This is a genomic window from Nakamurella flava, assembly GCF_005298075.1.
Classification (GTDB): Bacteria; Actinomycetota; Actinomycetes; order Mycobacteriales; family Nakamurellaceae; genus Nakamurella; species Nakamurella flava.
Map to the genome: position 1 here is coordinate 130,092 of NZ_SZZH01000004.1, position 13,678 is coordinate 143,769.

Sequence of the window (13,678 nt, forward strand, 5' to 3'; positions counted from 1 at the left end):
GCCGCACCGGGTTGCTCGTTCCACCTGCGGCTGCGGCGTCTCGACCCGGGCGCCGGTCGCCACCCGTGAAGGACCTGACGTGGCCACCGAACCGTCCTGGGCTCCGGTCGACCGGGTACCGACCTACCAGCTGGTCCTGTCCCGCATCGAGGAACAACTGGTCTCCCGCTCCCTGCGACCGGGCGACAAACTGCCGCCCGAGCGGGAGCTGGCCGCCATGCTCGGCGCGTCCCGCCCCGCGGTGCGCGAGGCCCTGCGCGTGTTGCAGGCGCAGGGCATCCTCAAGTCGTCGGTGGGCACCGGGGCGGACTCCGGGACCGTCGTCATGTCCGCGCCGAGCGGTGCGCTCACCCATCTGCTGCGGGTGCACCTGGCGGTGGCCTCGTTCCCCCTGTCGGACGTCGTCGAGGCCCGGGTCATGCTCGAACGCTTCAGCGCGGTGAGCGCCGTGCAGTCGGGGGCCATCGACGGTGCCGCCCTCGACGGCATCCTCACCGCGATGGAGCGGGAGGACATCGGCCAGGACGAGTTCAACGAGCTGGACACCAGGTTCCACGTGGCCATCGCCGAGTCCGGCGGCAACCGCCTGGTCGCCGACCTGACGGTGGCCGTCCGCGAGTCCAGTCGCACCGACATCCACGCGGCCCTGACCGCCGATCCGGAGTGGGGTGACGTCCGGTCGACGCTGCGGGCCGAACACCGGGCGATCGCCGGCGCACTGACGGACGGCGACGGCCCCGGGGCCGCGGATCTGCTCGAGGCCCACATCCGCGGCTTCTTCCGCTACATGCGGCAGGTCGGCGTCGCCGCCGACCCCGACTGACCCGACGGGATCAGGGCTGGGCGTACCGGGCGATCGAGATCCAGGCCCGGTCGGTGTCGACCAGGGCGGCCGCCGCGGGTCGCAGGGCATCCCGGCAGCCGTAGTCGGTCCAGGTGGCGCCCAGCAGTTCGGCGATGCAGTCGGCGTTGCTCTCCGTCGGACCCTTGTCCGACGGGTCGGCCCCGACGATCTGGTTCAGGGCCGCAGCGGTCGCGTTCAGGTTGCCGTAGCGACGGACCTGCAGCACGTGCCCGTACTCATGGACCATGACCGACCATCGTTTGTCCGCCGGGACGTTCGGGTCGATGTAGACGGTGTGGCCGTCGGTGGCCCCCCAGGCCCCACGCGCCTCGAGCACCCAGGTCGCCAGTCCCCGCGGGTCCACCTGCGGACGGAGCGCCTGCATCCAGTCGGTCGGCGCGGCAGCCGCCGACTCCGGGATGAACGACAAGTCGGCCACCCGCCCCTCGGCGGACGGAACTGACTGTGAGGGGATCGAGGGCGCAGGCGTGGTGGCGGCGGCCTGCGCGTCGACCACCACGACCGCCGGGCCGGTCGGACCGACCGGGACAGCGGGCGCCAGGCTCGTCCCGGCCGCGGTCGTCGTCGGCGGGACCGAGCCGGGAACGGCGGGATCCGGTCGGTCGCGCCCGGCCGCCGCACCGGTGCGCGCAGTGGGCTCGACCGCCGGCTCATCACCGGAGGCCCGGACCGCCAGCACGACCGGCACGAGGATCGCCAGCACGCCGGTGATGATCGCGATGACCACGAGGGCAGCGTTGCGCCGGCGATCGGCGGGACCCGGGAACGAACCGGGCCGCGGGGACGCGGGCGCGAGCATGAGTGGACTCCTGGCGTGATGGACCCCGGGTCGCACACATCGATCGATGTGGACGCACAGTCACGGCCTTGTTGCCGAGGGAGCACAGCGCGGCGCGACGGGGGAATGCTGATGACCGTCAGTGACACTACGGATCGACGCGTCCGTGCAGGGGTCTCCAAAGGGGGGTCCCGGAGCCCCGGCGGGTGACATGCCGGCCGTGTGTGACCGTCCGTCGAACCACCCCTACGTTCTGTCGACTTCGTCAGCCGTCCAGGGCCCACGGCCCGAGCAGGGCCGATCGGTAGCGGCGGCATCCCCCGATTCACCATGCGGGCGCCCTGGCTACCCTGACGGCAGCTCACCAGGACCGTCGGCACCCTCTGAGGGTGCCGCCCACCGGAGGGGCGGGTACCGGACCGTCACGCGGCGCCGGCGACACCGCTCGAGGAGGATCCATGCGCGTCACCAAGTTCGGCCATTCCTGCCTGCACGTGACCGAGGGCTCGGCCAGCATCCTGCTGGACCCCGGCGCGTTCTCCTCCGGGTTCGAGTCCCTCACCGGCCTGACCGCCGTCCTCCTCACGCACCAGCACTTCGATCACGTCGACGCCGACAAGCTGGTGACCCTGCTGGCCGCCAACCCCGGCGCCTCGGTGCACGCCGACGCCCAGACGGCCGCGATCCTGAGCGAGAAGGGCATCGAGGTCACCACTGTCCAGGCGGCCGACGAGTTCGACGTCGGGGTCCCGGTGTCGGTCTACGGGGCGCGGCACGCCGTCATCCACAAGGACATCCCGGTGATCAGCAACGTGGCCTACCTGATCGACGGGCGGCTGCTGCACCCGGGCGACTCGTTCACCGAGATCGACCGCCCCGTGGAGATCCTCGCCCTGCCGGTGTCCGCCCCGTGGATGGCGGTGAAGGAAGCCGTCGAGTACGTCCGCTCGGTGTCGCCGGCGTACGTGATCCCGATCCACGAGCAGGTGCTGTCCCGGCCGGCGATGGTCTACGGCATGGTCGAACCGCTGCTGCCGAAAAGTTCCCGCTGGGTACTGATGGACGACGGGCAGACCCGGGAGTTCTGAACACGTCTGCCCGATCACCCCGTCAGGTGACCGGCAGCAGACCCCGTTCGGCGAAGACGTCCTTGGCGACCATCGTGGCGTTCAGGGCCCGCGGGATCCCGCAGTAGACCGCCGAGTGCAGCAACGCCTCGACGATCTCCTGCGGGGTCAGGCCGACGTTCAACGCGGCATTGAGATGGACGGTCAGCTCCTTCTCGCACCCGCCCAGGGCGGTGAGCATGCCCAGGGTGAGCAGCTGCCGGTCGCGGGGCACCAGCCCGGGGCGGGCGTAGATGTCGCCGTAGGCCCAGCCGATGATCTGGTGGGCCAGTTCCGGGGCGACGTCCTGCAGCGCGGTGATGACCGCCTCCCCCGCCGCCCCGTCGACCGCGTCCAGCACCGCCCGTCCGCGGTCGAAGCGGTCCCGGCGTTCCCGATCCTCCGGTGTGATCGGGTCTGGTGTCGTGGTGCTCATGCGGACGTCCCCCCGGGCGTGTGCGGCCGACGGCGATCAGTTGATCGCGCCGTGCGACTTCAGATTCTCCTCGTCCTCCTCCGGTGGGACGGGACGCACCCCCAGCTTGCGGTTGATGGCCGTGGTCACGACGAACAGCACCAGCCCGAGAACGAGCAGCCCGCCGGCCACCACGTACTGGGACACGGCGCGCCCGGACAGCGGCGTCACCAGGTACAGGCAGCAGATCGCGCCGACGATCGGCAACACGGTGGGGGCATGGAAGTGGTTGCGCTGCTGCCCCTTCCGCTTACCCGGTCGCCGCAGCACCAGCACGGCGACGTTGACGACGGCGAACACGCCGAGCAGCAGCAGGGCGGTGGTCCCGCCCAGCACCGCGACGGCGTCGGAGCTGCCCAGCGAGACGAAAACGATCAGCGCGAGGGACAGGGCGGTGGTGAAGCCGATGGCCACGTACGGGGTCCGCCGGACCGGGTGCACCTTGCCGAGCACCGGCGGCAGCACGTGCTGGCGGGCCATGCCGTAGATCAGCCGGCTGGCCATCAGCATGTTGATGAGGGCCGAGTTGGCCACCGCGAACATGGAGATGAACGGCAACAGGGTGCCGATCGGCAGATCCGGAGCGCCGGCCTGGACGACCAGCACCAGCGGGGTGTCGCTGGAGGCCAGGTCACCCACCGGCACCAGCGCCACGGCGACGACGGAGACCAGCACGTAGATCACGCCGGTGATGCCCAGCCCCGTGAGCATCATCTTCGGGAAGCACTTGACCGGGTCCTTGGTCTCCTCGGCCATGTTGACCGAATCCTCGAACCCCACCATGGCGAAGAAGGCGAGCGATGTCGCCGTGGTCACCGCCAGGAACACGCTCTTGTCCTGCGGGGTGTCGAAGGCGATCACCCGGGACCAGTCGGCATCACCGCCGAACAGGGCCAGGAATCCGACCATGATCACCAACAGCAGTCCGGACAGTTCGATGAGGGTGAGAACCACGTTGGCCTTGACGCTCTCGCCGACGCCGCGGTAGTTGACCGCCGCGACGAGCAGCATGAACAGCAGCGCGATGCCGACGATGAGCAGCGGCCCGTCGTCCCACCCGAAGCCCTTGGCCATGTTCGAGGCGAACGCCCGGGAGGCGGTCGAGGCCGAGGTGATGCCCGAACACATCACCACGAACGCGATCATGAAGGTGAAGAACTGCACCCCGAACGCTCGATGCACGTAGAGCGCGGCCCCGGCCGCCTGCGGATATTTGGTGACCAGCTCCAGGTAGGAGAACGCGGTGACGGTGGCGACCGCGAAAGCGACGAGGAACGGGAGCCAGGCGGCTCCGCCGACCTCGCCGGCGACGTCCCCGGTGAGCGCGTAGACGCCGGTGCCGAGGATGTCGCCGACGATGAAGAGCAGTAGCAGCTTCGGGCCCATGACCCGCTTGAGTTCCGGCTGGGCCGTCGTGGTGGTCGCGGTCATGGCTGCTCCCGGACGCCGTTCGCGTCGCCGGTGCCGACGACGCCGGTCGGACGGTCGCGATCGATGCCCGGGAGCGTAGGGCCTGGCTGGTGCCCTGGCGAGAGCGGGTGGCGATCCGGAAGCAAGATCGTGATCTTGTTTGGTCGCTGCCTGGGTGGGGTACTCACACTGGTTTCGCCTGTCCACCACGGCCATCCGCGCCCGTCCCGCCGGTCAGTCAGGCGACGGCCGTGCCGTCGAGTTCGACCAGCTGCCCGGGCACGGCCAATCCGCTCACTCCGAGCAGCGTCGTGGTCGGCGCCGCACCGGCGGTCGCCAACCGACCGGCCAGCACCCCGTAGTGCGACAGGAGCCCGTCGACATCCGTGGTGTAGACAGCGAGGCGGACCAGGTGAGACAGATCCATGTCGGCGGCCCGCAGAACGGATTCGAGATTGTCGACGCTGAGCGACAGCTGAGCGGCGAGGTCACCGTCGTGCTGGGGGCGACCGTCGGCGTCCATCGCGGTCTGACCGGAGATGTGGAGTGTTCGCTGTGCCCCGGTCACCAGTTCGCCCTGGGGGAACCCCAGGGCCAACGACCAGGTGACCGGGTTGACGGGCGTGCGGTGCAGTGTCACGGGCCTGTTCCGTTCGTCGTGGCGGCGCCCCCGGCCCGGTGGCCGGCGTACCCGCGCTCGCCCGACAACCGTCGCAACCCAACGGTGACATCTACTGTCACCGATTCCTCCTACGATCGGTGCATGCGCGCCGACCGCCTGGTCTCCCTGGTGCTGCTGCTTCGTCACCATGGCCGCATGTCCGCCACCGCCCTGGCCCGCGAGCTCGAGGTATCCAAACGGACCGTGCTGCGCGACGTCGACGCCCTCTCGGCGGCCGGAGTTCCGATCTACGCCGAGCACGGTCGTCACGGCGGCTTCGCCCTGCTGCCGGGTCTCCGGACGGAACTGACGGGGGTGAACGACGACGAGGCCGTCGCGGTGCTCGCGCTCGGCCGAGGCGCTTCCGCCGATCGGCTCGGCCTCGGACCGGACCTGGTCTCGGCGTTGCGCAAGGTCGTCGATGCCCTTCCCGACGCCCAGATGAAGACGGCCGGCGAGGCGGCGAGGCGGTTGCTCGTCGACGCCGAGACGGATCTGCTGCCCCGCCGACTCTCCTCCGACTCGGTCGCCGCGGCGGTGCTGGGGACCGTACGTCGCGCGGTGATCGCCGGTCGCCGGCTCACCCTGCGGTACACGGCGCGCGGCGGCGAACCGGCCTGGCGCACCGTCGACCCGGTCGGACTGGTCGCCGCGGGTGGACGCTCGTATCTCCTGGCCCTGCGGGACGGCGTCGACCGGACCTACCGGTTGTCGCGGATCACGGCGGCCACCGAGTTGGACGCACCGGCCGAGCGCCCGGAACGGGTCGATCTCGACCGACTCTGGCAGGAACGATGCCGACGGTTCCTCGCCGACGATCACCTGGACGTGGTTGTCCACGTCGCGCCCCACCGACACGACGCACTGCTCGAGACCGCCGTCACCGTGCGGTCGCTGGAACCTGCCTCACCACCGGACGCCGAAGGGCGGCTGCCCCTGCACGTCACCTACCAGGACGCCTGGCACGCCGAGTGGGCGCTGTGGCGTCTGGGTCCGGACGCCGAGGTGGTCTCCCCGCTCCCGCTGCGGACGACGTTGGGCGCCCGAGCTCTCGCCATGGCGAGGGCCTACGGCGCAGCTCAGCTGCCGGGTGAGCGCTGCCCGTAGCCAGTCGCCTCCTCGAAGGCTTTCGCCACTGCGAGCAACCGGGCTTCCGACCGGGCGCGGGTAACGATCTGCAGGCCGACCGGCAGACCGCCGGGCGTGAACCCGGCCGGGATGGACAGCGCCGGCACCCCCGTGGCGCTGATGAGGTAGCAGGAGGCCATCCAGTCCAGGTACGTGTGCAGCGGGGTGCCGTCGATGTGGTCGGGCCAGAGCACGTCGGCGTCGAACGGGGCCAGCTGGCTGACCGGCGCCAGCAGCACGTCGAAGGTGTCGAAGAACGCGTTCATCACCCGGTGCAGGCGACTGATCTCCGCCCATGCCCGGCTGACGTCCCGACCCGACAAGCCCTGTCCCTGGCGGATGTTCCAGGCCAGGTCGTCCTTGAACGCCTCCGGGTGCGCGGCCAGCAGGTCGCTCCACAGCAGGTCGAACTGGGCGGCCCGCATCGTCCGGAAAGCGTCGTCGGCGCCATCGAGGTCGGGGCAGGCGTGGTCCACCTCCGCGCCGAGGTCGGAGAACAGGGCGACGGCCGGGTCGAGGACGTCCAGCACCTGCCGCTCCACGGGCACCCGACCACCCAGGGTCGGCGCCCACGCGACCCGCACACCGCGGAGTTCGGCGGGCGTCACGGTGGCCAGGACGCCCGGGTCGTCGGACAACGACAGCGGGTCGTCCGGGTGGGGGCCGGCGACCACGGACAGCAGCAGGGCCAGGTCGTCGACCGAGCGGGCCATCGGCCCGCCCACCCCGAGCGGCGAGAACCCCAGCGCCGTGCCCGGTTCCGGTACCCGCCCCGGGGTCGGCCGCAGGCCGACCACGTTGCAGAACGACGCCGGGTTGCGCAGCGAGCCGCCCATGTCGGTGCCGTCGGCAATGGGCAGCATCCGGGCGGCCAGTGCGGCCGCCGCCCCACCGCTGCTGCCGCCGGCGGACCGGTTGGTGTCCCACGGGTTGCGGGTGGTGCCGAAGACGGAGTTGAAGGTGTGGGACCCGGCCGCGAACTCCGGGACGTTCGTCTTGCCGACCCGGATCGCCCCGGCCCGTTCGATGCGATCGACGATCTCGTCGTTGCGGTCGGGAACCGTCGCGGCGTGCAGCGGTGAACCGTAGGTGGTGCGCAGCCCGGCGGTGGCGTGGGTGTCCTTGTAGGCCACCGGAAGCCCGTGCAGCGGGCCGAGCGGCTCGCCGGCGGCGCAGCGCCGGTCGGCGTCGGCCGCGGCCGCCTGCGCCCCCTCGACGTCGAGGCTGACGATGGCGTTCACCGTCGGGTTCAGCTGGTCGATCCGGGCCAGGTGGTCGGCCAGCACCTCGCGGGCCGAGAACCGCCGGCTGCGCAGCCCGGCGGCGAGATCCCGGGCGCTGAGCGCGGCGAGTGATGCGGTCATGGTCGGCTTCCCGTCGGGTCGGTCGCGGACGTCGGTGCACCTACCGGTACAGACATCGGTACGGACATGGAGGAACGCCCCGGGGCCGGCGGGCACCGACCCCGGAGCGTTCGGTCGGGGGGGGTTTCCGCCGCTCCCGGGGGACGGCGGCTGCGGGCGGATCAGGCCCGCTGGTAGCCGGTGGGGTCGGCTCCGAGGTCGACGATGGCGGCGACCGGACCGCCGCCCTCCGGGCCCTGGTGGGCGGCCGAGACGGAGACGAACACGGCCGGGTCGCCGGTGACGGCCGCGGTCACACCGCCGACGCACGACTTGATCTGCCGGTGCCAGTGCACGTCCGAGTCGTCGAGCATGGCGTTGCGGCGGCCGCGGACGGTGCCGTCCTGGCTGGCCTCGCACTTGAGGAACACGTTCACCAACCGGCCCTGCAGGTCGGTGGTGCGCGGACGCTCCGGCAGGTCCAGTCCGGCGTCCTTGATCGCGGTCCAGATGCCGTCCTGGTCGAGGGCGTCCTGCATGACCGAGTGGCCGATGCGGTAGCGGCCGCCGACCCCGCGGGCGTTGCCGACCACGACGATCTGCGCCTGGTCGAGTTCGACACCCGAGGAGCACGAGGCGACCGACGAGTAGAGCTCGCGGTTGTGCATGATGTCGGCGTCGGTGGGCTTCTCGATCTCGCCGAGGGCCAGCGCGACACCGAGGCCGGTGGTGCCGTTGGACAGGTCCATCGACTCGTGGGTGTGCTCGGTCCACACCGTCTTCCCGCGGCTCTTGGCGTCGCGGATGGTGTGGATCGTCAGCAGCGGGGTCTTGGTCTGTACGTAGTGCACGTCGGCCGGGTCGGTGATGCCGGCCCGCTCCATGGCGACCTTCACACCGGCCGCGACCTTCTCGATCATGCCGAGGTAACCGATCTCCTCGGGCGCGATGGGCTCGCTCATGGCGAACCCGACCGTCAGGCGGGGCTCGTCGGTCTGCTCGGCCTTCTCCGCGGGCACCGTGGCGAAGATGGTGGCGTGCGGGCTGATGACGCCGTCGGTGCCGCCGGACCAGACGATCGGGATCTGCTTGACCTGTTCGGCCGGAGCCCCCTTGGCGATCAGCGCCTCCCGGAACGCCCGGTCGGCGATGATGCGGGTGTAGTCGTTGACCCCGCCGTTGCCCTCGGTCTTGCCGATGATCGCGACGACGCGGTCGGCCTCCAGCACGCCGTCGTCGATGAGCTTGGTCAGCTCGGAGGCGTCGGAGACGCCGTGGATCGGAACCTTGCGGACCTCGATGGCTTCAGGCATGACCTGGACCCTTTCGGTGGAGTGGGATCGGCGGGCGGGCAGGGGGCCGAGGAGGTCACGGTGGAACTCGGGTGCTCGGCGGTTCGGTTCCATCCCACCGGACGTCCCCCGGACGGTTCATTAGCAGATCTTGCCAAATGTGCCGGGCCTGGTCCGGGGACCACTCACAGCCGCCGCCCGCGTCGAGCGGTCCGCCCGGGCTTAGGTGGACGGTGACGTTCGCCGGCCGGGACCGGCAGATTCCGCCAGTAGGGTGCGGGCGTGACCACTTCCCCCGACGCGATCTCCCCGCCGGGCGTCGGGTCGCTGACGCCTCGCCCGCAGCCGTTCGTGACCGTGCCCCTGGCCGCGGTGCTCGATGACGCCACCCTCCGTCCGCCGGCCGCACTCCCGGGGCTGGACGACGTGCGCATCGGCGGCGCCGCGGTCGCCGACGACGGTGCGCTCCCGGAGGCCGAGCTCGACCGCTGCCTGCTGGTGGTGTCCGGCACCATGCCCCGCGCCGCGGTTCTGGTCGCCGACGCCGCCGCCCGGGGCGTGTCGGTCCTCGTCCTCGCCGACCTGCCGGACGGGCAGCTGGCGATCTGCCGGGACGCGGCGGCCGCGGCGGGTCTGCCGGTGCTGGCCACCGACGAGGTGACCGCACGGGCCTGGCACGCGCGCGCCCTCCGGCTGGTGCTCCACGAACAGTCACTGCTGCTCGATCGCATCGACCGGGTGCACCGGATGATCGAGCAGAGCGTGCTCACCGGGGGCAGCCTCGACGAGCTGGCCGATCACCTGGCGGTGCTGATGGACGGGGCGGTCATGGTGACCGACACCGACGGCCGGGTCCTGGTGACCAGCAGCACGGCGGTCGCCGAGCTCGACAATGCGCGCCGACACCCGTGTTTCGACGCCTCTGGCCGCCTGGTGGTGGAGGAGCAGCGCTTCGGCGTCACCGCGGAACCGACGGTCGGCGGCAGCCGGGCGATGGTGCGCATCGTCGCCGCCAACACCGATCTCGGCCGGCTGGTCGCGTTCGCCAGCGACCGGGTCATGGTCGAGCAGGACGTCACCACCCTGGAACGCGCGGCGATGGTGGCCGCCCTGGCGATCACCCGCTCGCAGGCGGTGTCGGCCGTGGAGAGCAAGTACCGCGCCGAGTTCCTGCGCGATGCGCTGGCCGGCCGGGCCGGCCGGCGCGCCGAGGCCATCGCCCACGCCCGGTCGCTGGGCTGGGACATCGACCGGCCGATGGTGGTGGTCGTCGCGGAGACCGACGAGGACGATCAGCAGACGGCCCGGCCGGCCGAGGAGATCCGGGCCCTGCAGGACCGCTTCACCCGGGCCTGGGTGCGCAGTGCGACGACCCGGGACGCCACCACCCCGGTCATGGGGTTCAGTCAGGAGGTCGTCACCCTCTTCCCGATCGAGGGCACGGCCAGCCGGCAGGACGTGGTCGACGAGGTCACCCGGATCGTCACGATCGTGCGGGGGCTGGGCGGCGGCGGCCGGCGCACGTTCTGCACGGGGATCTCGCAGACCGTCACGTCGGTCGATGCCCTCCCCCGGGCGTACGAGGAGGCGCTCAACGCCGTCACCGTGGGCCGGCAGATCCACGGGTCGTCGGCCATCACCCACTTCGACGACCTGGGCACCTACCGGCTGCTCGCGCTCATCCCGGACACCGACGCCCTGCACCGTTTCGTCGGCGACACCCTGGGCGACCTGGCGCTGGACACCCCGGAAGCCGCCGAGCACCGACGGACCCTCGGCCTGCTCATCGACACCAACATGAACGTCGCCGAGTCCGCGCGGCGCCTGTTCATCCACTACAACACGCTCCGGTACCGGATCGGCCGGCTCGAACAGCTGCTGGGTCCGTTCGTCACCGACGCCGAACTGCGCATGACCCTGGCCATGGCCCTGCGCGTCCACGGCATGCGCGGCCTGGCCCGACCCCGCTGAACGGGGCTCAACCCAGCGACCCCAGGCGGGTGAAACGTGCGGAACGCTCGGCCATCCGCTGCTCGGCGTCGGCGCGCAGCAGGCGGGCCAGCTCGTACCGCAGGACGTGCGAGAGCCGCTCGAAGAACTGTTCCGGGTCGTCCGCAGCGTCGGGACGTTCGGACACGATGCGGTCGACGATGCCGTCGGCGAGCAGGTCGCGCGACCGGATGCGTTGGCGCGCAGCCAGTTCCGGGGCGCGGTCGACGTCGCGGTGCAGGATGACCGACGCCCCCTCCGGCGGCAGCGGGGACAGCCACGCATGCTCGGCGCAGATCACCCGGTCGGCGGGCAGCAGGGCGATGGCACCGCCGCCGGTGCCCTGGCCCAGCAGCAGGCAGAGGGTCGGCGCCGGCAGGGCGACCAGATCGGCCAGACAGCGGGCGATCTCGCCGGCCAGCGCACCCTCCTCGGCCTCCTGGCTGAGCGACGCGCCCGGGGTGTCGATGATGCTGATCAACGGCAGGTTGAGCTCGTGGGCCAGCCGCATGCCGCGGCGCGCGGCACGCAGGCCGGCCGGGCCGAGTTGCTGGCTCTCGCTCTGGTTGCGCCGGTCCTGGCCGAGGACGACGCACGGGATCCCCCCGAACCGGGCCAGGGCGATGCGGATGCTGGGGTCCTGTTCGCCCTCGCCGGTCCCACTGAGCGGCACGACGTCGGTGGCCGCGTGCCGCAACAGCTCCCGGACGCCCGGCCGGTCCGGCCGCCGGGACCGGGTGACCGATTCCCAAGCCGGGATGTCGGCCAGCACGTCCTTGGGCAGTTCGCTGAGTTCGGGCAGTCCCTCGCGCGGCGACATCAGCACGTTCAGCACCCGGGACGCGACGGCGGCCAGCGCGGTCACCGGCAGGACGGCGTCGATCGACCCCCGCCGGTATAGATTCTCGGCCGTCTGCACGCCGGCCGGGAACGCCGTCCCGTACAACGCCTCGTAGACGCGGGGGCCGAGGAAGCCGACGAGCGCGCCGGGTTCGGCCGCGGTGAAGTGGCCGAGCGACCCCCAGGAGGCGAGCACCCCGCCGGTGGTGGGGTTGCGGAGGTAGACGATGAACGGCAGACCGGCCGCCTTGTGCCGGGCGACGGCCGCCGAGATGGCCACCATCCCGACGAACGCCCGGGTGCCCTCCTGCATGCGGGTGCCGCCCGAGGTCGGGGCGGCGCACAGCGGCAGACCCTCCCGGGTGGCCCGTTCGACGGCGGCCACCAGTCGCTCGGTGGCCGCGCGGCCGATCGATCCGGCCAGGAAACGGAACTCGCTGACGACGATGGCCACCGTGCGGCCGTCGATCCGTCCGGTGCCGGTGATCAGCGCCTCGTCCGTGCCGGCCTTGGCCGCGGCGGCGGCCAGCTCGGCGGCGTACTCGGGCGCGGCGCCCGCGTTCGCGGCCGGCGGGATGTCCCAGCTCTGCCAGCTGCCCGGGTCCAGCACGATGTCGAGCAGTTCCCGCGCGCCCACCCGACCTCGGGCCGTGTCCGCGCGCGGTCCGCTCGACGGGTGCTGCTCGGTCGTGGTCATCGGGGCTCCCGGGTCGGTGTGCTCGTCGTATCGGTGGGGCGGCCCGGGGCTGGTCGCCGAGGTTCTTCACATCCCCCGTCGATCGAACCCCCCGGCCCGCCCGTGCAGGCGCCGGGGGCGACGGGTCGACCCCGATCAGGGGACGATGACGGTCCCCACGTCGTCGGTGATTGCATCGGCCAGGTGGGCCAGGTCGGTGATGACCGCCCGCCGTCCGCCCTGTTCGACGAAGCGGCAGGCGGCATCGACCTTCGGGCCCATCGAGCCGCTGGCGAAATGTCCCTCGGCGGCCAGCTCGCGCATCCGCGCGACGGTCACCGTTCCGACGTCCCGGGCTTGCGGGGTCCCCCAGTGCAGGACGGCGTGCGCCACATCGGTGCCGATGACCAGTACGTCGGCGCCGATCGACCGGGCCAGCAACGCGGCCCCGAGATCCTTGTCGATGACGGCCTCGACCCCGCGTAGCCGGCCGTTCTCGCGGATCCCCGGAACCCCGCCGCCGCCGTTGGCGATGACGACGAACCCGGCCGCGATGAGGGCGACGACCGCTGGGGCGTCGAGGATCTCGCGGGGTTCGGGCGATGCGACGACCCGTCGCCACCCCTTCGCCCCGCGGTCCTGCCAGGTCTCGCCGCGGTCGACGAGCACCTGCGCCTGCACCTTCGGCAGGTGCCGCCCGATGGGCTTGGTGGGGGTGGTGAAACCCGGATCGTCGGCGTCGACCCGGGTCCGGGTGACCAGCGTCGCGGCGGGACGGTCGATACCCCGGTCGGCCAGCGCGGCGTCCAGGGCGTTCATCAGGACGACCCCGAGCGTGCCCTGCGTCTGCGCCCCGCACCAGTCCAGGGGGACGGGCGGCACCACGCCGGCGGCCAGTTCGTTCTTCACCAGCAGGTTGCCCACCTGCGGGCCGTTGCCGTGGGTGAGAACGACCTCGACGTCGCGGCCGAGGAGCTCGGCGACCGCGGCCATGGCCACCTGGGCGGCGGCGATCTGGTCCTCGGGCTGGGCGCGCCCCTCGGCGTTCGTCATGGCGTTGCCGCCCAGGGCGAGCAGGACTCTCATGGCCTCAACCTAGGGACGCTCCGACCAGC

12 protein-coding genes are annotated in these 13,678 nt (G+C 71.9%); 4 read left to right on the forward strand and 8 right to left on the reverse strand.

The genetic code is table 11. From position 1 onward, the window contains the following. The first annotated feature begins 79 nt into the window (after nucleotides 1–79). Nucleotides 80–823, forward strand: a complete 744-nt coding sequence (locus FDO65_RS16425) for a FadR/GntR family transcriptional regulator (RefSeq protein WP_240757670.1) — start codon at nucleotides 80–82, stop codon at nucleotides 821–823. Nucleotides 824–833: 10 nt separating this feature from the next. Here the strand turns inward: FDO65_RS16425 and FDO65_RS16430 are convergent, their stop codons facing one another. Beyond that, a complete protein-coding gene (locus FDO65_RS16430; RefSeq protein WP_137450817.1) occupies nucleotides 834–1,664 on the reverse strand; it encodes a hypothetical protein in 831 nt (276 codons plus the stop codon). 437 nt (nucleotides 1,665–2,101) lie between these two features. On the opposite strand from FDO65_RS16430, the gene FDO65_RS16435 reads away from it, so the two are divergent. Further along, nucleotides 2,102–2,731, forward strand: a complete 630-nt coding sequence (locus FDO65_RS16435; RefSeq protein ID WP_137450818.1) for an MBL fold metallo-hydrolase — start codon at nucleotides 2,102–2,104, stop codon at nucleotides 2,729–2,731. Nucleotides 2,732–2,753: 22 nt separating this feature from the next. On the opposite strand, the gene FDO65_RS16440 is transcribed toward FDO65_RS16435, so the two are convergent. The 3 genes from FDO65_RS16440 to FDO65_RS16450 form a co-directional block, all read right to left on the reverse strand. After that, nucleotides 2,754–3,185 carry a carboxymuconolactone decarboxylase family protein gene (locus tag FDO65_RS16440; RefSeq protein WP_137450819.1) on the reverse strand — a complete coding sequence of 144 codons (432 nt, stop codon included), beginning with the start codon at nucleotides 3,183–3,185 and terminating at the stop codon, nucleotides 2,754–2,756. 36 nt (nucleotides 3,186–3,221) lie between these two features. Continuing rightward, nucleotides 3,222–4,655 (reverse strand): APC family permease, encoded by a 1,434-nt coding sequence (locus FDO65_RS16445; RefSeq protein WP_166442249.1) that lies wholly within the window; start codon nucleotides 4,653–4,655, stop codon nucleotides 3,222–3,224. 217 nt (nucleotides 4,656–4,872) lie between these two features. Further along, nucleotides 4,873–5,268, reverse strand: a complete 396-nt coding sequence (locus tag FDO65_RS16450; protein ID WP_137450959.1) for a RidA family protein — start codon at nucleotides 5,266–5,268, stop codon at nucleotides 4,873–4,875. Between the two features lie 129 nt (nucleotides 5,269–5,397). On the opposite strand from FDO65_RS16450, the gene FDO65_RS16455 reads away from it, so the two are divergent. Continuing rightward, on the forward strand, nucleotides 5,398–6,402 hold the full coding sequence (locus FDO65_RS16455; protein ID WP_137450820.1) for a helix-turn-helix transcriptional regulator: 1,005 nt from the start codon (nucleotides 5,398–5,400) through the stop codon (nucleotides 6,400–6,402). On the opposite strand, the gene FDO65_RS16460 is transcribed toward FDO65_RS16455, so the two are convergent. After that, nucleotides 6,375–7,787, reverse strand: coding sequence for an amidase (locus FDO65_RS16460; RefSeq protein WP_137450821.1), 1,413 nt, complete (start codon nucleotides 7,785–7,787; stop codon nucleotides 6,375–6,377). The two genes, FDO65_RS16455 and FDO65_RS16460, sit on opposite strands and share 28 nt — an antisense overlap. A 161-nt stretch (nucleotides 7,788–7,948) precedes the next feature. Continuing rightward, on the reverse strand, nucleotides 7,949–9,079 hold the full coding sequence (bar, locus tag FDO65_RS16465) for a barbiturase (RefSeq protein WP_137450822.1): 1,131 nt from the start codon (nucleotides 9,077–9,079) through the stop codon (nucleotides 7,949–7,951). A 261-nt stretch (nucleotides 9,080–9,340) separates the two neighbouring features. Here bar and FDO65_RS16470 point away from each other — a divergent pair, with 261 nt between their 5' ends. Next, the gene (locus tag FDO65_RS16470) at nucleotides 9,341–11,029 is read left to right on the forward strand and encodes a PucR family transcriptional regulator (RefSeq protein ID WP_205850109.1); all 1,689 of its coding nucleotides are present in this window, start codon (nucleotides 9,341–9,343) and stop codon (nucleotides 11,027–11,029) included. 7 nt (nucleotides 11,030–11,036) lie between these two features. On the opposite strand, the gene FDO65_RS16475 is transcribed toward FDO65_RS16470, so the two are convergent. Both FDO65_RS16475 and FDO65_RS16480 read right to left on the reverse strand, forming a co-directional pair. Further along, nucleotides 11,037–12,584 (reverse strand): carboxyl transferase domain-containing protein, encoded by a 1,548-nt coding sequence (locus FDO65_RS16475; protein ID WP_137450823.1) that lies wholly within the window; start codon nucleotides 12,582–12,584, stop codon nucleotides 11,037–11,039. Nucleotides 12,585–12,719: 135 nt separating this feature from the next. Continuing rightward, the gene (locus FDO65_RS16480) at nucleotides 12,720–13,649 is read right to left on the reverse strand and encodes a carbamate kinase (RefSeq protein WP_137450824.1); all 930 of its coding nucleotides are present in this window, start codon (nucleotides 13,647–13,649) and stop codon (nucleotides 12,720–12,722) included. Nucleotides 13,650–13,678: the final 29 nt, after the last annotated feature.

Bases quoted from the DNA above. Each gene is read 5' to 3' on its own strand.
- FDO65_RS16430 (WP_137450817.1), bottom strand. From the start codon at position 1,664: ATGCTCGCGCCCGCGTCCCCGCGGCCCGGTTCGTTCCCGGGTCCCGCC.
- FDO65_RS16460 (WP_137450821.1), bottom strand. From the start codon at position 7,787: ATGACCGCATCACTCGCCGCGCTCAGCGCCCGGGATCTCGCCGCCGGG.
- FDO65_RS16475 (WP_137450823.1), bottom strand. From the start codon at position 12,584: ATGACCACGACCGAGCAGCACCCGTCGAGCGGACCGCGCGCGGACACG.
- bar (WP_137450822.1), bottom strand. From the start codon at position 9,079: ATGCCTGAAGCCATCGAGGTCCGCAAGGTTCCGATCCACGGCGTCTCC.
- FDO65_RS16480 (WP_137450824.1), bottom strand. From the start codon at position 13,649: ATGAGAGTCCTGCTCGCCCTGGGCGGCAACGCCATGACGAACGCCGAG.
- FDO65_RS16440 (WP_137450819.1), bottom strand. From the start codon at position 3,185: ATGAGCACCACGACACCAGACCCGATCACACCGGAGGATCGGGAACGC.
- FDO65_RS16455 (WP_137450820.1), top strand. From the start codon at position 5,398: ATGCGCGCCGACCGCCTGGTCTCCCTGGTGCTGCTGCTTCGTCACCAT.
- FDO65_RS16435 (WP_137450818.1), top strand. From the start codon at position 2,102: ATGCGCGTCACCAAGTTCGGCCATTCCTGCCTGCACGTGACCGAGGGC.
- FDO65_RS16445 (WP_166442249.1), bottom strand. From the start codon at position 4,655: ATGACCGCGACCACCACGACGGCCCAGCCGGAACTCAAGCGGGTCATG.